At 49.7% G+C, this 18,209-nt stretch carries 12 protein-coding genes and 1 pseudogene; 6 read left to right on the top strand and 7 right to left on the bottom strand.

Going from position 1 to position 18,209, the window contains the following annotated elements; translation table 11 throughout:
- The first annotated feature begins 137 nt into the window (after nucleotides 1-137).
- Together ACR6Z4_RS11495 and ACR6Z4_RS11490 are read left to right on the top strand one after the other, a co-directional pair.
- Nucleotides 138-2,060, top strand: coding sequence for an iron uptake porin (locus tag ACR6Z4_RS11495; protein ID WP_479717405.1), 1,923 nt, complete (start codon nucleotides 138-140; stop codon nucleotides 2,058-2,060).
- Nucleotides 2,061-2,362: 302 nt separating this feature from the next.
- Nucleotides 2,363-3,766: a M10 family metallopeptidase C-terminal domain-containing protein gene (locus ACR6Z4_RS11490; RefSeq protein WP_479717404.1), complete on the top strand. Its 1,404-nt coding sequence runs from the start codon at nucleotides 2,363-2,365 to the stop codon at nucleotides 3,764-3,766.
- A 210-nt stretch (nucleotides 3,767-3,976) separates the two neighbouring features.
- On the opposite strand, the gene thiS is transcribed toward ACR6Z4_RS11490, so the two are convergent.
- Both thiS and ACR6Z4_RS11480 read right to left on the bottom strand, forming a co-directional pair.
- Complete coding sequence (thiS, locus tag ACR6Z4_RS11485) at nucleotides 3,977-4,195, bottom strand: sulfur carrier protein ThiS (protein WP_479717403.1); 219 nt, start codon at nucleotides 4,193-4,195, stop codon at nucleotides 3,977-3,979.
- 119 nt (nucleotides 4,196-4,314) lie between these two features.
- On the bottom strand, nucleotides 4,315-5,358 hold the full coding sequence (locus tag ACR6Z4_RS11480; RefSeq protein WP_479717402.1) for a thiamine phosphate synthase: 1,044 nt from the start codon (nucleotides 5,356-5,358) through the stop codon (nucleotides 4,315-4,317).
- Nucleotides 5,359-6,157: 799 nt separating this feature from the next.
- Here ACR6Z4_RS11480 and ACR6Z4_RS11475 point away from each other — a divergent pair.
- Together ACR6Z4_RS11475 and ACR6Z4_RS11470 are read left to right on the top strand one after the other, a co-directional pair.
- Nucleotides 6,158-8,353 (top strand): DUF1565 domain-containing protein, encoded by a 2,196-nt coding sequence (locus ACR6Z4_RS11475; RefSeq protein ID WP_479717401.1) that lies wholly within the window; start codon nucleotides 6,158-6,160, stop codon nucleotides 8,351-8,353.
- Between the two features lie 54 nt (nucleotides 8,354-8,407).
- Nucleotides 8,408-8,989, top strand: a complete 582-nt coding sequence (locus ACR6Z4_RS11470) for a L,D-transpeptidase (protein ID WP_479717400.1) — start codon at nucleotides 8,408-8,410, stop codon at nucleotides 8,987-8,989.
- 29 nt (nucleotides 8,990-9,018) lie between these two features.
- Here ACR6Z4_RS11470 and ACR6Z4_RS11465 read toward each other — a convergent pair whose 3' ends face one another.
- On the bottom strand, nucleotides 9,019-9,180 hold the full coding sequence (locus ACR6Z4_RS11465; RefSeq protein WP_479717399.1) for a hypothetical protein: 162 nt from the start codon (nucleotides 9,178-9,180) through the stop codon (nucleotides 9,019-9,021).
- Between the two features lie 123 nt (nucleotides 9,181-9,303).
- On the opposite strand from ACR6Z4_RS11465, the pseudogene ACR6Z4_RS11460 reads away from it, so the two are divergent.
- Nucleotides 9,304-9,489, top strand: a pseudogene (locus tag ACR6Z4_RS11460) (protochlorophyllide oxidoreductase); the annotation flags it as partial.
- A 300-nt stretch (nucleotides 9,490-9,789) separates the two neighbouring features.
- On the opposite strand, the gene ACR6Z4_RS11455 reads toward ACR6Z4_RS11460, so the two are convergent.
- Nucleotides 9,790-11,814: a beta strand repeat-containing protein gene (locus tag ACR6Z4_RS11455; protein ID WP_479717398.1), complete on the bottom strand. Its 2,025-nt coding sequence runs from the start codon at nucleotides 11,812-11,814 to the stop codon at nucleotides 9,790-9,792.
- Between the two features lie 554 nt (nucleotides 11,815-12,368).
- Here ACR6Z4_RS11455 and ACR6Z4_RS11450 point away from each other — a divergent pair.
- On the top strand, nucleotides 12,369-15,485 hold the full coding sequence (locus ACR6Z4_RS11450; protein ID WP_479717397.1) for a TIGR03032 family protein: 3,117 nt from the start codon (nucleotides 12,369-12,371) through the stop codon (nucleotides 15,483-15,485).
- A 99-nt stretch (nucleotides 15,486-15,584) separates the two neighbouring features.
- Here ACR6Z4_RS11450 and ACR6Z4_RS11445 read toward each other — a convergent pair whose 3' ends face one another.
- The 3 genes from ACR6Z4_RS11445 to ACR6Z4_RS11435 are packed head-to-tail and all read right to left on the bottom strand — an operon-like array spanning nucleotide 15,585 to nucleotide 17,744.
- Nucleotides 15,585-16,184, bottom strand: coding sequence for a CpcT/CpeT family chromophore lyase (locus tag ACR6Z4_RS11445; RefSeq protein WP_479717396.1), 600 nt, complete (start codon nucleotides 16,182-16,184; stop codon nucleotides 15,585-15,587).
- Between the two features lie 34 nt (nucleotides 16,185-16,218).
- Complete coding sequence (locus tag ACR6Z4_RS11440) at nucleotides 16,219-17,178, bottom strand: DMT family transporter (RefSeq protein ID WP_479717395.1); 960 nt, start codon at nucleotides 17,176-17,178, stop codon at nucleotides 16,219-16,221.
- Nucleotides 17,179-17,204: 26 nt separating this feature from the next.
- Nucleotides 17,205-17,744 (bottom strand): gamma-glutamylcyclotransferase family protein, encoded by a 540-nt coding sequence (locus tag ACR6Z4_RS11435; protein ID WP_479717394.1) that lies wholly within the window; start codon nucleotides 17,742-17,744, stop codon nucleotides 17,205-17,207.
- Nucleotides 17,745-18,209 lie beyond the last annotated feature (465 nt).

Genomic DNA, 18,209 nt, shown 5'->3' with positions numbered 1-18,209 from the left:
AGCCATTCCCATTGGGATCGTATTAGCTGGCAAAGCCCTCAGCTCATCAGCCCTGAGGTTTCAACATGGTCTGTTGCAATTGTGTTCATTCCAATTTCCTGAAAAATAGTGATAACTGGGTGTGAGGAACCAAAACCATGGCAAAACTGTTATTGCATTCATTCTTGTTTACGCCTGTTCTGCTAAGTGCATCGTTTCTGTTGTCTGCACAGGCGATCGCCACTGAAGTTCAAGATGTCAATGAATCAGTAGACGCGACAGCTGTTGATTTAGAGTTTGCAGAATCCAATGCGACGGATGTGGCTCAAAATGTTTCTATCGATGCTCTAACTCAGGCTGAAGACACGGTATCTAATACGGTAGCGAATACAGCATCCAATACGGTACCTGATGCGGCATCCAATACAGTGCCTGATACGGTATCGGATACGGTCTTGAATACGACAGACGATACACTAATTAACCCGACGGTTGACGCCTACACAACACCCACACCGTCAGTTGAGCAGCTTTCGATCACACCGTCTGAATCGGCAAACGCGATCGCCTGGGACGGTGATCCGATGGCACAGTTAACCTCTGTATCTCAGCTTGCAGACGTGCAGCCAACGGATTGGGCATATCCAGCGCTGCAATCTCTGGTTGAGCGCTACGGTTGTATTGCAGGGTATCCAGATGGCACGTTTAGAGGTCAGCGATCGCTGACTCGATTTGAATTTGCAGCTGGGCTCAATGCCTGTATGGATCAGATTAATGCGCTGATTAGTGAAGCTGGCAGCAATCTGGCAACCCGCGATGATCTGGCAACCCTGCAACGTCTGGCGGAAGAATTTGCGGCAGAATTAGCCACCTTGAGAGGTCGCACCGATGCTCTGGAAGCGCGAGTGGGTGAACTAGAAGCCAACCAATTTTCCACTACCACGAAACTGCATGGTGAAGTCATCATGAGTCTCGACGACCTGTTTGACGATGATGGCTTGGAAGGCAACAACACCGTTTTTCGTAGTCGGATACGTCTCGACTTCGTCACTAGTTTTACGGGCGAAGATGCCCTGCATGCGCGTCTGGAAAGTGGCAACGTGATTCCATTTACAACCCCTGGGGCGTATCCCAATATTAATGAAGGGACGAAAGAAGCTCTGTTTGTCACACGGGTCGGAGGGGTAACGGATCGCGATATTGTGTTGGATTGGTTGGCGTATTATTTCCCGGTTGGCGATCGCATTAATGCGTACGTCGCAGGTGTAGGCGGTAGCCATAGCGATTACGTCTTCAGCACCGTCAGTCCTTACTTTGAAGACTACGACGGTGGCAACGGCAGCATCACAACCTTTAGTCAATCCAGTCCCATTTATCGGATTGGCGGTGGGGCAGGTGCCGGGGTCAGCATCTCCTTGGATGACAATGATGTCTTCGTTCTGTCGTTGGGTTATTTAGCCGATGAAGCATCCGTTACGTCAGCTGGCAGTGGAATTTTTAACGGCGACTATGCTGCCCTGGGACAACTGACCGTTACCCCCAGTGACAACTTCCAGCTTGGCTTTACCTACGTCCACGGCTACCACACCGACGATAATTACATCTTTGACTCGGGGTATGACGATGACTTCTTTGTCGGTACGGTGCCTGCCAGTGCCACCCATGCCGCTTTGGGCATTCCTGCGGTCAGCAATTCCTACGGGGTTGAGGCATCCTGGCAAATCAGTCCTAACATTGTCATCAACGCCTTTGGCGGTTATACCGACCTGATTTTCATCAACGCTGGTGATGGGGAAGTCTGGTATTACGGCATGGGGTTAGCCTTCCCCGATTTGTTTGGCGAAGGCAATCTGGGCGGCATTATGGTTGGGGTTGAACCCTATCTGGGCAGCACCAATGTAACGCTATTTGACCTGGCAGTCGAAAATGATACGTCATTGCATCTGGAAGCGTTTTATAAGTTCCGGATCAACGACAACATTTCTATTACCCCCGGCATTGCCTGGATCACAGCACCCGACCAAAATGCCGACAATCGTGACTTTGTTACAGCAACCGTGAGAACTACCTTTAGTTTCTAAATGCTGCCCTTCTCCCCCAGGGAGTTGGGATCATCTTCAATAAACGTGCTGATTTTTGTGGCGCGGGCGTTGCCCGCGCCACAAAAATCATTACTTTTTTAGGACAACTGGTCTGAGTTCATGCATACCTGAGTTATACCGGGAACTATGTAAAGATAGCGATCGCCATTCATCTGAACACAAAAAATCCAGACCCTGGTCTGTGCCAGACACTCCGCATTAATAGCAGCAGCTTCCGGAATATTGTCTTTTAGAATGTCGAGATACTTAAGACCCTTTTCATCTTCGTTGAAACTAGAACAATGGCTATCTTACCTACCAGTACAGCGCCATTCCCGACTGGAAATGTATACATCAATGGCATCCTCTGGGGCGGACAGCAGTGGACTGTCGGAGCCAATCGTGTCATTGACTATTCATTTTGGAACTATACCTATCAATGGAATACTTACGAAAGGGTGGCGGTCAAATCCGCCTTCGAAACCTGGTCAAATGTAGCCAATATTTCTTTTGTCAGAGCTATCGATAATTCCAACGCGACCCTGACGCTCAATCTAGATACCGTCGCACAACTGGATGCCTTGGGGTATGCCAATCCGCCTGGAGAGAGCGGTGCAGGCACTATTTATTATGCCTGGGATTGGGATGCCTGGAGTCAAAAGGGGCTGAGACCTGGTGGTGGTGGGTTTGCCACCCTGATTCATGAACTTGGTCACGCATTGGGGTTAGCCCACCCCCACGACAATGGCGGCGGGTCCTCAATTTATCCGGGAGTGACGCCGGGTGATGATGCCGATTTAGGTGACTACAGCCTCAACCAGGGTATTTGGACTACCATGTCTTACAACGATGGTTGGCGCGAATTTGACGACTTGGTTGCCGATGATGCCCTGTTTGGGCTACAGGCGACCCCCATGGCGTTTGATATTGCTGCCATTCAATACCTGTATGGTGCCAATACCACGTTTCATCAAGACAACACGACCTATACCTTACCCACTCGCAACCAGGTTGGCACAAACTATAGCTGCATTTGGGATACAGGTGGCACGGATACGATCTCTGCCTCTGATAGCACGGCAAAGGCATTTATCGACTTGCGGGAAGCACCCCTGGTCGGAGCCAATGCCGGTGGGTTTGTTTCCTATGTGGCAGCTATCTATGGGGGTTTTACCATTGCTAACGATGTCACGATCGAAAATGCGGTGGGTGGCAGCGGCAATGACACGATTATGGGGAATAATTTTGCCAATGTGCTGACGGGCAATGGGGGTAACGATCGCCTTACGGGTAATGGGTCAAATGATCGATTGAAAGGGAATACGGGCAACGATCGCCTTTGGGGAGGAACGGGAAATGATCAGCTCATCGGAGCGGCTGGCAATGATTCGTTATCGGGAGGCGAGGGCAACGATCGCCTGCTGGGGGCACAAGGTAATGATTCTCTTCATGGTGGCTCTGGTGATAATACCTTGCGGGGCGGGATTGGGCGCGATCGCTTTTTCCTGACGCTTGGCGATAGTGTGGATACAATTGTTGATTTTCAAGATCAGAGCGATCGCTTGATTTTAGGCGCAGGTCTGACGTTTGCTAGTTTAGACATTACGACTCAGGGCAAGAATACGTTGATTCAGTCCAACAATGACCTGTTGGCGATCGTCAAAGGGGTGAATGCGAACCTGATCACCCAGGCTGATTTTGTTTAATGTTTATACTCATGCCAACCCGATTGATTGTATAGCGATCCTAAATCAGTTGTGAAAGCGCCCGCCCTTCGGGCGGGCACTTTCACAACCGATCATTTTCACGAATCAAATAGGATTGCTATATTTCAAAGGTGTTAGTGATTTTTTAGTAATGTTTTTGCAGCGCTCACGCAGTGAGCGCTGCAAAAACGTTACTATGCCTGAGTCATCCTAGCCGCCGCCGACAATGGTGACAATTTCCAGGCGATCGCCTGGTTTCACCTCAGTTTCCTGCCAAAACTGGCGATGTAAAATCTCGCCGTTATACTCTACTGCCACCAATTTAGGATTCATGCCCAGTTGTTCTAACAAGTTGGGCAACAGCGTATGGAGTGCGCATTCATGAGTCTCGCCATTCACCTGTAATGCAATCAAATCGGAAGAAGTCATACGTGATGGGTGAGGAAAAGATGAAGGATAACGGGATAAAAATATACTTCTGTTGGAGAGAGCGACGGTGAAGCCGTCGCTCTCTCCAACAATGGGGGGTATTCAGTCCATCATTCTATTTACTGACTGGCTTTCAGAGTTTGAACCCGAGCAAGTTGAGAGATAAAGTATTGGGTGATCAGGGTGGGTTGTTCGGCATCCATAATAGAGCGAACAACGGCAACTCGTTCGGCACCCGCCGATAATACTTCATTGAGATTGTCTACGTTGACACTGCCGATCGCAAACCAGGGGATCGATGAATGGGCGGCGGCATGACGGATATAGTCTAACCCAGCCGCAGCTTTACCGGGTTTGGTCGGGGTTTCGTAAACGGGACCGACGCCAATATAGTCTGCACCTTCGCGAATCGCTCGATCCATTTCATCGGGGTTGGTCGTAGAGCGTCCAATGATCCGCTTGGGTCCTAAAATTTGGCGGGCAAGGGCAATGGGGATGTCTTGCTGCCCCAAATGAACCCCATCGGCATCGACTGCCAATGCCAGATCTACCCGGTCGTTCATGATAAACAGGGCATTGTAATGGTGGCAGAGCTGCCGCAGTTTTTCGCCGATGTGGATGCGGGTGAGGTCATCAGCCGTTTTATCACGATATTGCACCAGACTCAGGCCGCCCTGGAGGGCTGCCTCAACGGCACTGAAAATGCGATCGCCAGGAGAGGTCACCAGATACAGGTGCGATCGCCACAATTGTTGCTGCCGATGATGCCCAATCAAGCTGCTCTCTAAGGTATAGACGCGATAGCGCATTTGTTTACAGGCGGCTGCCATATCGGGAAGAGAAATTTTGCCGTATTCCTCCAGCACCCGTAAGGCTTCTTCAACCCGGCAAAAATTGGCTTGCAACACTTGCGTAATGCTAGCCCGATATTGTTCTTGGGGATGGGTCAGGTCAGTGCCCGGATCATTCGGCGTATCGCGTGCAGCCCGGATTTCAGACGTATGCCATTTTGCCAGGTCTTGTCGCAAATGCTTGCATTCGTCTGTATATTCGACGCTATTTAGCCCAAATCGACACCATTCCTCAATAATGCGCAAGCCTTCCCGCGCCCGGTCGAGATTGGCGTCTAAAATCCTAAAAATTGCAAACTCAGAAAGTCTCATCTGGTTTACTACGAATTGGACGGTTCAAATACCCTTAGATCCTATCACTGTCTCCCCAGATTCAAATTTGTCTAGCCAATTAGCAGCGTTCCAAACGATGATGAGATGCCCTCATGCACATGCCATAGCAGCCAAAGCAAGGCTGATTAGGACGGGGTGCAGGGGTTTCACCCCCGCACCCCGTCCTAAATTAACCATTTAATTGCTATAAATCCTGTTTGGATTTGATGGCTTCGACACAACATCTGCCCAAATCGCTAATTTAATTTTTTAAAGATGTTGCTAGTTGTAAAAAATCATGCACAATTTAGACCATTGCCGCCAAATGTATTAGAAATATGGGAATTGAATTTTATTTAACAATCTCTGTCTGGTCTATTACAATTTAGGCTACTCAATTCCAAGAACAAACCTCATCTACACTCAATCGTTTTGAATGTCACGCGCAAACCCTTGGGGAAAAAGAGTCTCAAACTTTTTTAGATGCGCAGTCAGATCAAAAATTGAGGTACGTCGATAAATTCAGGGTTGATTTTTGTTTGCACTTGGCGGTAAAAGAGAGCTTGTCTTCGCAATCGTGTGAATGCAAGTTTGATGATCTTTAAACATCCAGCTATTGGCTCTCTGAATCGATAGATGGGGATAAGCACAGTCGTGGTGATGGTCTAGATTCTGGTGTTGCTTTTACGGAAAAGCTCGCTCCGCGAGCTTTTCCGTAAAAGCAACACCAGACCTGAAACACTACCTACATTCGTTAAACGCAAGGAAATTGAGCATGGTTGGAGTGAGGAGGATGTCTGTGAGTTCAAAGTCTCCTTATGGGACATGTGCCAGAGCTGGGTTACGACCTGCTGATGTAGCAAGCCAGCTCAACCCAGGCTCGAAGCCGTTGGGTCTGGCGTTCACCCTGATTTTAGGATTGGGACTGGGACCACTGATTGCCCAAAATGCGGCGATCGCCCAGGAGGTAGCTCCTCAAGTCATGGCTCAAGTCCCCAATTCTCCAGCCGTTGTCACTAACCTACTCTTTGTTGACCCCAATCTGGGCAATGATAGCAGCGATGGCAGCCAGCGATCGCCCTTGCGCACCATCACCCATGCCCTACAGCTGGCTCAGCCCAATACCGTCATCTTGCTGGCTCCTGGCACCTACAGTGCTGAGAGTGGGGAAACCTTTCCTTTGGCGCTCAATCCGGGTGTGATTTTGCAAGGCAATCCGGGTGCTAGAGGTCGGGGCATTGTTATCCAGGGCGGTGGTGATTTCTTAAGCCCAACGGCAGCCCGACAAAATATTACGATGTTGGGCAATGATCAGGCTGTGATCAACGGCGTCACCATCATCAATTCCAATCCACGGGGCTATGGTTTGTGGATCGAATCCAGCAGTCCGATCGTCACCAGCAATACCTTTACCAATAGCACCCACGACGGCATTTCAGTTAACGGCAACGGTGCGCCCGTCATTCAAGACAACTGGTTTACCACCAATGGTGCCAATGGCATTACGGTGTTTGGTTCATCTCAGCCGCAAATTCGAGGCAATATTTTTGAAAATACAGGGTTTGGCATTAACGTCGCACAAAATGCTGCCCCACTGATTGTTGCCAATCGCATTGTCGGCAACCGTAACGGCGTAGTCGTACAGGGCAATGCTCGTCCTGTGTTGCGAGAGAATCTGTTAGAAAATAATCGCGAAGCAGGGTTAGCGGCGATCGCCCAGGCACTGCCTGATTTAGGGACAGCCGCAGCACCGGGTAATAATCAGTTTCGCAATAACGGACAGTTGGATATTAATGCAACGGCTAGCCGTCAGACCATTAGTGCCTTTGGTAATGGCTTGAGTCGCGATCGCGTTACCGGCACTGTTGATTTATCCGGCAGTAGTCTACCGCAGTCCGCATCACCGACCTCACTGGTAACTGCCGCGCCAACTAACAATTCTACAAATACACCCTTCAATTCGACCCTGCGAGCATCAGGGGCAATTACCCCCCAGGCTCAACCCGTTAGCCTGATCCCTGCACCCGTTCAGCCCAGAGTAACGACGGCGGCACCATCCGCGAGTGCATCTTCCAGCGCACCCCATGTGCAGTCTGCGCCCTCCTCGTCGTTAGGGCAAAATCCAGTCCCCATTGCTGTCAATCTGGTGCAGCCGTCTACCACAGGCAATCAAACTCGTGCCTACAGTAGCCAAAGCGAGCCGTCAAGCGCCTCTTTTCCTCGACCGACCAGCATCCAGAATCAAGATCCACTACAGTCTACCCCCAGAATCAATCTTGCCAGTCGTTCTACTTCTAATCCTGCTACTCCCACGCAACTGGTACCCACCGCGATTCCGATTGTCGTGACTCCTCCTCCAGCCGCCGCCAGAGTGACACCCCAGGCAACCCCAACCAACGCCATTGAGATTCCGGTGCCATTACCGGCTTCATCTCGATCCGAACCCGTATCTACCGTGGCAGTCAGAAATACGCCGCGATCGCCGGGTGCAGATAGTCCCTCCACCCGAAGCAATGGCGCAACGGCAACGACCGCCGCAACCGCGATCGAAATTCCGGTGCCGTTACCGGCATCTAACACTACTGCCTATGCCGCTCCTGCGAATCAATTGACCAGTCCCCAAGTCGCCTCGCCAATCAATCGCGCTAATTTGTTGCCCGTCCCCGACCCCAACGTTCCCATTGGCAACACAGGCAGCCTGCCAACTATTTCGGTCGGTCAAACCCCCTGGAATAGAAGCCAGGGAGGTAACCCACCACCAGCCGCCACGAATTTAGCATCTGCCCTGGGCTTACGCTATCGGGTTGTGGTCGATGCGCCCAATCAACGCATGCAAGAGCAAGTGCGATCGCTCGTACCAGGCGCGTTCCGCACCTCAATCAACGGTCGGACAATGATGCAAGCTGGGGCTTACAGCAGCCGCGAAAATGCCGATGAAACCGTTCAGATTTTGAACAGTAACGGCTTTCAAGCGGCTGTGCAGCCCATTGAATAGGCGAATAGCTAACAGCTGACGATGGTTGGAAACGCCTTCATTTCCCGGAGTTTTATGATGCTGTGTTTTACCGGAGCAGGGTTGTTGCTCTTGACACAGCAGTGGTCAATCTCATTGCCTGATAAAACAACGTCAGCCGTTGCTTCACTACCGCTCTTAACCCTGTCTCTACCTTCGCTGAGTGGCGCGACTGAACCAGATGATGACTCAGATGCTCAAGCCGGTTTACCCATCCAGAATGTGGTTAAAAATCCACGACTGGTAGTAGACCTGAGCGATCGCCGCGTCTATTTATACGATGGCAGAACCCTCAGCGCCAGTTATGCGATCGCCGTGGCTCAGCCGGGATGGGAAACACCCGTTGGCACATTTCAGGTGGTACAAATGCAACTGAACCCGATCTGGCGGCATCCTATTACCAAAGAAATTGTGCCCTCCGGCGAAAGAAATCCTCTAGGAAGTCGCTGGATTGGCTTTTGGGTAGATGGTGAACACCAGATTGGGTTTCATGGCACCAATCAACCCAGTCTGATTGGTGAAGCCGTTTCCCACGGTTGTATCCGTATGCACAACCAGGATATCGAACAGCTATATGCTCAAGTGCGGATTCATACCCCTGTAATAGTGCGCCCGTAAGGATGGTGAATTGAATAAACCGATCACCCTCAAAACAAATTACGTTGCTTGACCGGAGACATCGGCACTTGGGCTAATGGTTTGTAGATCGAGGTAGAGGCCAGGGGACGTGAGGCTTGTTGCGCACCAATTCCCATCGTTAGATACAGCGCAACAGTGATAGTGGCAGCTTGCATGAGTTTTTTCATCATTTTGTCCCCTCTCCTGCCTGGAATTCTACTAATCTCAGCCTATCTGTAGATTCATTGAATCACTTCACCCAAACGCATCCTCCAGTTGGGTGAACCCCATCATATAAGCGTTCTGCTCTCTAAGGCGATCGCGTTGCAGCGGTAGCCGTTGATCCGGAATACAACCAGTTGGGGGTGTATTGGAGTTGGGGCAATCGCCAGAAAGAAGGTCGCAAGTCTTTCTCTCAGGAAGTCTCAGATGAAGCCAGCGATGACAACAAGGCAAAACGCCTGTGGGAATTGAGCGCTAAGCTAGTTGGGCTTGCCTAAGATTGCCAAACACAAAGATTCCCGGCATGTTTAAAATACCGGGAATCAGATCACTGAGTCTTTAGCTAAGGATCCTCCTTTTAGGGAGAGTGCGGCGGAGCCGCACTCTCCCTAAAAGATTTGGGGGTTAATTTTGTCAGACTCCTAAAGCAATGAAATGGGCGATCGCTTGAGCGACACCATTGATTGTTCTAGTGTTGCAAACACCAAATTTTGCAACATGGGGGGTTGGGGACTTCGCCCCCAAGAAGGGGTTCCACCCCTTCACCCCTTACAAAACTTTCGTTTTGCTGTACTAGCTTAGGCAACAACAATGTTGGTTGTTTTGACTGTGCTTGCTGTAATATTTTGCAAGACTGCCAACGTTGTGAAGCTAGCACTGGTTCCCAAACCATCGGTATCGACTTGCACTTCTGTGTTTGCGCCGACCTGAGTGAATTGGATGAACTGAGAGAATTTAGCGGCAGTGGTCAGCGACACACTTCCTAAGATATCGCTCAGATCAATCAGGTCTTGATTGACATTGAAGCCAATGATGGTATCTGTTGCATCGGACAGGCTATTGAAGACATATAAGTCTTTCCCGCCACCACCGATGAGCGTGTCATTGCCAGCGCCACCGATGAGAATGTCACCTGCACCGCCACCACTCAGGCGATCGCCACCAGCCCCACCACGCAACTCATCTCTACCGCCACCCCCGAGTATCCGGTCACTGCCAGCATTACCCAACATCCGATCATTGCCACCCTGACCGAGCATGCGGTCATTGCCAGCATCGCCAAACATCCGATCTTTGCCACCCAGACCTCTCATCAGGTCAGCATTGCCTTTACCGCGAATGATGTCATTTTTTCCGGTTCCAACCAGTGTGTCTTTCGCTGGAGTACCGATGATGGTGTCTCCCTTCTTGCCACCTGTAAATTTGATGGCTGCGGGTGCTACGCCCGTGGTGATGGCAACTGCATCACTGATACTGCTCTCGACTGCCCCTGTAGTGCCCTTCACATACAAGCCATTGGTGAGGGTGAGAGCGATCGCTTCCGTCCCTTCCGTTGATGTATCGAGGGTCGGAGTCAGGGTAACAGTAGCCGTACTAGCTCCAGCTGCAAATGTAACCGTGCCTGTGGTGCCACTAAAGCTGGCTGCACCACTTTGGGTATAGTCTGTTCCAAAGGTCGCCGCTCCACTCACCCCAAAGTTGACCGTTAGCGCACTCGTCGTAGAACCTGTGCGAGTGAAAGTGTAAACAAGAGCGACACCATCTTCTGTGGTGCTGGTCGGCGCAACCGCCAGAGTAATGACGTTGGGATCTACTCCACTCGTATTATTAGTATTCGTCCCATTGATAGCACCTTCTGGAGCTTCAATGAGGCTGTTACTGGCATCAATAGTTCCATTCACTCGAACCAGATCGTTATTACCTCCACCATCTGTATTATTGGCAATCACAGATTGTTGGAGAATAACAGAAGCAACTGAACTGCCGTTGAAGTAAATACCACCCCCAACATCCGTTGCGGTGTTGCCTGAAATTTCTGAATTCTCGAATGTAATCGAATCATCGGCACCAAAAATATAAACCCCACCACCATCATCTCCTGCGGTATTGCCGGAGATTGTACTGCTGAGGATTTCAATCAGAGCATCAGTGTCATCTATATAAATACCTCCACCATCACCACTGGCATCGTTTCCGGTAATGATGGAGTTTTCAATCACAGATGGGTCGAGGAAAGTTCCTTCTGTGTCATTAACAAAAATCCCCCCTCCGTTGCCACTGGTGGCTGTGTTACCGGAAATTTCGCTGTCCTGGATTTTAAAATCGCCATCATCAAAGTAAATACCACCGCCAGCCGCCGCACTGTTACCCGAAATGATACTGTTTTGAATGGTAAGAAGACCATCATAAGAACTAGTGTAGATACCACCACCATTCCCACTAGCCGTATTACCTGTAATCACGGCATCAGTAATGGTTAACGTTTCACCATCATCAAAGATGGCACCTCCATCTGTAGCATTCCCTCCCGTAAGGGTCATTCCAGAAAGAGTAACGTCGATAAACGTAGTGCCATTACCATCGTCAACATTGAAGATACGAGAGCTGTTGTTGCCACTCACGGTGAGGTTAGAAGACCCTAGGCCTGTAACGGTGAGGGAATCGGTGATGGCTAGCTCACCTGTGGTAAGGGTAATCGTCCCTGCCAAGCTGGAATTAAATTGAATTGTATCTGCCCCTGCCAAAGCATTTGCATCGAGAATAGCTTGGCGAAGACTCCCAGCTCCGCTATCGTCCAAATTAGTAACAGTAAATGTCGCCATATTCGTGGATTACTCCTTAGAGATAACGAGTTGACCTAAGTCACTCTTCAAATCGAACAGTCTTCTATCCGTGTAAGTACGACTAAATAGACCTGTTTCTTCATAAAGTTTTATAAAGTCTTGGATTTATTTTGAGCCTAATTTAAACTTTGTTAGCTCTAAATAAGCTATAAAAGCTTTTCTAGAAGCATTTCTGGAAATTCAGTCTAAAAAAATACAAAATATGCCGCATATTAATATTCGCTGAAAATTTAGTATTCGATTACTCAAACTCTCGATACCTTTAGCCTGAAACTTAATGTTGCGGATGTGTAGCGATCGCTGTACTAAAACGCGCCATTTCACAGATGCCGGAGAAACCGTCAATTTTCTTAAGTATTCCTGAAGCTGCTCAGATCTGCTGCTAGCCTGGAGGGTATGCGCTACATGTTCAGGGTCAAGAATGTGATGGATGAAAAGCGGCACAGCGTGCCGCTTTTCATCCATCACATTCTGTCCTAACTAATTGCATCAAGCATATATGAAGTGGGTTTTGTGGTAGGCATCGTCAGTTTATGAAACTAGAAAGCGAATTTTGTAAATTGCCCTTGCAGTTTGATGCCGAACGGTTAGCGGCAGAAGTGGCGCAGTTTTCTGAAGCAGATTGGCGCGCTCATCCTGAAGGACATCGGGGTAATTCGGCGTTGCCCCTGATTGCGGTTGCTGGAAATCCTGCCAATGACAGCGTTAAAGGTGCCATGCACCCAACCCCTCATCTCGATCGCTGTCCCTATTTGCGTCAGGTGTTGGCAGCATTAGAAACTGTCTTGGGGCGCACCCGGTTAATGCGAATTGATGCGGGCGGTGAAGCAACCCCTCATGTAGACACCAACTATTACTGGATGCAACGGGTCAGGGTCCATATCCCTATCGTGACGTTTCCGGAAGTTCGATTTCTGTGCGGCGATCGCTCAATTCATATGGCGGCGGGGGAAACCTGGATCTTTGATACCTGGAGACGGCATAACGTCCTCAATCCAACTGCCAATGCTCGAATTCATTTGGTGGCAGATACGGTAGGGTCATCTGCATTTTGGGATGTTGTGGCACAGGGTGAAAACCCATTTCCAGCAACGGCGATCGCTTCAGCACCCAGGACTCCTCGATTCATTTCGTATGAATCAGGGAAAGTAGCCCCCTTGATTTTAGAATCTGTTAACTTTCCAGTCGTGATGACGCCCTGGGAGCAACTATGTTTGCTGTCTAATTTCTTTGTTGACTTGAAGCAATCTCCGCAAGCTCCAATAGAGTGGGCAGCCCAACTAGAAGCTGAGATGGAACGCTTTCATCGTCATTGGAAAGCATTATGGGCTCAGCATGGCGATCGCCCGGAAGGATGGGATACTTACCGTCAAGCCCTCGACCAGATGAATGGGATTTTGGCAAGTTTTGAACGCCGCATGGTATTACCTAACGGATCTGAAGCAGTTGAAATTTTACGGCAAGCTGTGATTCGCTCGGCACTCAATCCTGATATGGCGCAATCCCCACAGGATATACCCAGTCAAACTATACCCATACCGTCCACACCTCCTATCCCAGCAACACCACCCAAACCCAAACTCGATCGCCCCGTCTTTATTGTCTCGGCTCCTCGATCGGGCAGTACATTGTTATTTGAATTATTATCGCGATCGCCCAGTGTCTATACCATTGGCGACGAAAGCCATCACCTGTTTGAAAGTATTCCATCGCTTAATCCCGCTCAACGTGGGTTTGATTCTAATCGTTTAACTGCCGATGATGTGACGCCAGCGATCGCTCACCAATTGCAGGCTAATTTTCTGGCAAAACTCCGCGATCGGGGTGGCAATCCGCCCGGTGCCGGAACCACTGCCCTCCGATTGTTAGAAAAAACGCCGAAAAATGCATTGCGAGTGCCGTTCCTCAATACGATTTTTCCGGATGCGTTGTTTATCTATCTCTATCGAGAACCTCACGAAACCATCAGTAGTATTCTGGAGGGTTGGAAATCTGGACGATTCATCACCTATCCCCAACTCCCGGACTGGCACCATCAACCCTGGTCGTTTTTGTTGATTCCAGGCTGGCGATCGCTGGCAGATCAATCTCTGGCAAAATTAGCGGCAAGCCAGTGGCAATCTGCCAATCAACATTTACTCACGGATCTAGCAGATTTACCGGCTGAGCGTTGCTGCACCGTTCGCTATGCTGATCTGATTGCCGATCCACAGGCGCAGGCAAAACGGCTGTGTGAGTTTGCTGGAATCGTCTGGGATCAAGACTTGCCTGATGATTTACCGCTTTCAAAATATACCCTGACTCCCCCCGACCCTCATAAGTGGAAACGCAATGAAGTAGAGTTGGCTGAAGTATTACCGACAGTAGAGGCGATCGCTCAGCAAGCAAACCGCTGGATTACCCTTCAACCTCAATCCAATCATCCATCTACCAATCCATCCAATAACACACCCGAGAACATATCACATCCTACCGTTGCATCCCAGCGGATTGAACTGATTCATCCTGTCACCCCCAGCCCTGAGACTATGCCCGAATCTACTGCTGCTACCCCCTCTAACATAGAACCTCAACCCGCAACAGAAGCGTCTTTACGCAGTGTTTATACCACTAATTTACCTGGGCTTTTAGATCAGCTTGGTATTTCGTTGATGGTATCGACTTACCAAACGGGCAAACTGATTGCAATCCGTGCCGACCAGGGGAGTTTGAATACCCATTTCCGTACCTTCAGAAAGCCAATGGGCATTGCTGCCAGTCCATCGCGTCTGGCATTAGGAACACAATCAGAAGTTTGGGAATTTCGCAATGTACCCGATGTGGGACGCAAGCTAGAACCTGTGGGCAAGCATGATGCCTGTTACTTGCCGCGCCACCTTCATACCACCGGAGATATCGACATTCACGAAATGGCATGGGCTGAGAATGGTGAACTGTGGATTGTTAACACGCGCTTTTCGGCATTATGTACCCTTCATCCTGACTACAGCTTTGTGCCACGTTGGCGTCCGACATTTGTAACGGCTTTAGCCCCCGAAGATCGGTGTCACCTGAATGGGTTGGGGATGATGAATGGTCAACCTAAATATGTCACGGCTCTGGGTGCAACCAATGTCAGCCGAGGTTGGCGAGACAATAAAGCAAAGGGCGGCGTTTTAATGGATGTGGAAACGCAAGAAATAGTGTTGCAAGGGTTATCCATGCCCCATTCGCCTCGCTGGTATGGCGGACGCTTGTGGGTACTAGAATCGGGTAATGGCAGCTTGGCGACGGTCGATTTACAAAGTGGTACGTTGCAAACGGTAGTAAAACTTCCGGGTTTCACACGCGGTATTGACTTCTGTGGGCAATTTGCCTTTATTGGGTTGTCTCAAGTCCGAGAAACGGCTGTTTTTAGCGGCATTCCCATCACCGAAACGTTGCAAGAACGGACATGTGGAGTTTGGGTGGTTGATTTGCAAACTGGGCAGACGGTTGCATTTCTCAAATTTGAAGATGCGGTACAGGAAATTTTTGCGGTGCAAGTGTTACACGGCATCCGGTTTCCCGATCTGATCAATGACAATGACACCGTGATCGGTCATTCGTATGTGCTGCCCGATGACGCATTGGCAGATGTCCCTAAGGAACGCGGATTTATGAAGGTGTAATTCTCTGCATGGAGACTGTGCATTTCTGGCTACAGAGCGCCTGGAGAGCCGCGCGGAGTGCAGCTCTCTCACCAATCGTACTCTATCACTAACACCCTACTAGGACAGCAATTGCTCGACTTCATCAGCAAAACTCGCGACCCGAACAAACTGAAATGGTCCTGCAAGCGACCCCCAGAGATGTTCATCCGTCTCGGGGTCTCGTCCCCGGTCGTGGCTAATAAACGCTTGATCATCAATCTCAAATTCACTATCGAGATAGGTCGTCATCCCTTTGCGGACAACGATGCAGGCTTTTCCGGGTTCCACACTGCCTTTAAAGCTATGCCCCGTCCAACGAACCAACACGTTACAGCCCTCTAACTTTTCCAGTCGATCGGCAGTTAGCGTTTTGAGTTTGTCTAAATTTCGCGCCATGCCAAAAAAGGATTCCTCATCTTTGACCGTATAGTTTTCAATCACAATCAGGTCGTCACGAGGGATCAACTTGAGCACCCGCAGGCGATAGGGCGTACTCAACATAAAATCGTAGGCTTGCTCGACCACCATGCTGACGCCATCCAGCAACGCCAACGGCAGAGGGCGCATACACACCCGAATATGAGCATACAGAGGCGGATTGTCAAAGGCTTGCTGCTGATTACTAAAGTCTGCCGCCATCCATCGCGCCAGGGTTTTGATATCGGTAGAGTGAGTCATGGGTGATTGAGTAAAACCAGTGGAGTCATCCCCCCTATTTTACGAGAGTAGGGGAACGAGGAATGCGTTCTAAGCTCAACAGGGTGACACCCAAAGTGGCAATGATCACGCCGCCCAATTGTAACCGGCTGATTAGCTCTGCGATCGCCAGCCATGCCAATAATACGGTGATCGCTGGATTGCTGGCGGCGACCATGGCAGCGGCAGTTGCGCCAATCGAGCGAATGCCAATGTTATTGAGCAAGTGGGCTGCAAAGGTGACGAATCCCGAGACCAACCCTCCGATCCACAACGGTGTCCAGGCGATTTCCTCGGTGGGAATGCGCCAGAACAGCAAGCAGATGCCCGATAGCCCTAAGGTGATGGCAAAACTCAACCAGGTAAAGGGGACAGGATGGACTTTGGCAAAGCATTTTTGGGCAATAACGGCATAAAGTGCGTAGGTGATGCCGGAGGCAATGCCGGTGAGAATGCCAATCAAACTATTCCCACCCGGCATCGGGCTAATATGGGGCATCGTCAGCGCACTGCCGCCTAAGATAATACCCATCACCATCCAGCGAAACAAAGAGGGGCGATCGCCAGACAGTTGCCAGGAGAATAACGCTGTAAACGCCGGATAAGTAAAGAACAACGTCATCGCAATGCCGGTGGGAATCATGCCAATGGCAATATAGAGCAACGCTAAGTAGAGAAACATTAACACCCCACATGCCAACGATTGGAATAGGAGATGGCGTTGTTTCGGGTCTACTAATTGGCGTAACTCGTGCCAGGTCGGCGGATATAATTTAGCTGCCAGGATTGCCATCAGCGGTACAACGGATAGCATTCGCATGAACATCAGTAAAAACGAATGTTGTAGCGTTGGTGTGACGTATCCACCCAGAACAACAAACCCTAACAGCCGTTGTTCGTTAAACAAAATTCTGACGACAACATTTTGAAACGCGAAACAAATCGAAGAGAGCAGAACCCAAAAAAAACCAACCACAATGTTGCAATGTTGAGGAGCAGAGCCTATTTATTGTACTTGGGGGTGGCGTTGCTGGCTTTTTCTTGCTGTTGCAATTGGTGCATATGATGGAATAGTTTCCAGCAATATTCTTCGGGCAATCCACAGGTGACCGCTCCCCGCAGCACCACATCTAAGTACCAATCATTGGGTGCGTGTTCCTGGTTGAGTTTTTCGATGACCGTGTAGGTTCGCACATGGGTATACGCTCGGTTTTGGTGATAGACGGTAATAGTTTCTCGGCAATACCCTTCTTCTCTGGCGTCTAGCGGATCGCTTAACCGTTGCGGTAAGTGATATAAGACACCCTGGACTGAAGCGGTGGGGTCTGGAGTGACGTCTAAAACGCCACAGTTGCGAAAATGCGATCGCCGAAAAAAGCCTAGCCGATAATTTTTTAGCACCGCTGGACCAATCACATAGGGATGAGTACATTCTCCTAGCGATCGCTTTAAATCAACAGGACACATGCAAGAACCATAGGCGAAATAATAAAACTTGGGTTCGTCATATATCAACGGCTGCGGCTCAAAGGTATGTAACATGGGCACAAAAACGATAGAACAACAAACTATGATTTCTTACATTATTTCTCTAAACCCGGTTGTATAGCGCTACGCGTTCAGAACCAGGATCGTCATGGATGGAACAGCAGCGCGGAGCGCTGCTGTTCCATCCATGACCTGTCTTAATATCAGGACATCAGGCTACATCGGACTTTGCAGCTGGATAGATTTGGGTGTTGTGTGAGAACTGCGCGGAGCGCAGTTCTCATACCGATTTAATGTGAAGCGGCGTCTTATTCAACCCCCGGCTGTCGCCGTCCCCCTTGCCAAGGGGGACTACAGGGGGTTCTAGTTTGGCGCAACTTCATAAAACGATTGGTATCGCACAACACCGTGTACTTGACGCCATTGAGAATGGTTATAGGGGATCTGATTTCATTGTCAGTAGACCCAATTAAACGTTTGACAACGGGGTGCAGGGGTTCCACCCCTGCGTGGAGGCTG

The sequence above is a fragment of the Calyptranema fuscum S582 genome (assembly GCF_055793305.1).
This window is presented reverse-complemented; position numbering and strand designations above follow the sequence as displayed.

Excerpts from the sequence above, each read along its gene's own strand:
- ACR6Z4_RS11495 (WP_479717405.1), top strand. The coding sequence starts at position 138 with ATGGCAAAACTGTTATTGCATTCATTCTTGTTTACGCCTGTTCTGCTA.
- ACR6Z4_RS11490 (WP_479717404.1), top strand. The coding sequence starts at position 2,363 with ATGGCTATCTTACCTACCAGTACAGCGCCATTCCCGACTGGAAATGTA.
- thiS (WP_479717403.1), bottom strand. The coding sequence starts at position 4,195 with ATGACTTCTTCCGATTTGATTGCATTACAGGTGAATGGCGAGACTCAT.
- ACR6Z4_RS11480 (WP_479717402.1), bottom strand. The coding sequence starts at position 5,358 with ATGAGACTTTCTGAGTTTGCAATTTTTAGGATTTTAGACGCCAATCTC.
- ACR6Z4_RS11470 (WP_479717400.1), top strand. The coding sequence starts at position 8,408 with ATGATGCTGTGTTTTACCGGAGCAGGGTTGTTGCTCTTGACACAGCAG.
- ACR6Z4_RS11465 (WP_479717399.1), bottom strand. The coding sequence starts at position 9,180 with ATGATGAAAAAACTCATGCAAGCTGCCACTATCACTGTTGCGCTGTAT.
- ACR6Z4_RS11455 (WP_479717398.1), bottom strand. The coding sequence starts at position 11,814 with ATGGCGACATTTACTGTTACTAATTTGGACGATAGCGGAGCTGGGAGT.
- ACR6Z4_RS11450 (WP_479717397.1), top strand. The coding sequence starts at position 12,369 with ATGAAACTAGAAAGCGAATTTTGTAAATTGCCCTTGCAGTTTGATGCC.
- ACR6Z4_RS11445 (WP_479717396.1), bottom strand. The coding sequence starts at position 16,184 with ATGACTCACTCTACCGATATCAAAACCCTGGCGCGATGGATGGCGGCA.
- ACR6Z4_RS11435 (WP_479717394.1), bottom strand. The coding sequence starts at position 17,744 with ATGTTACATACCTTTGAGCCGCAGCCGTTGATATATGACGAACCCAAG.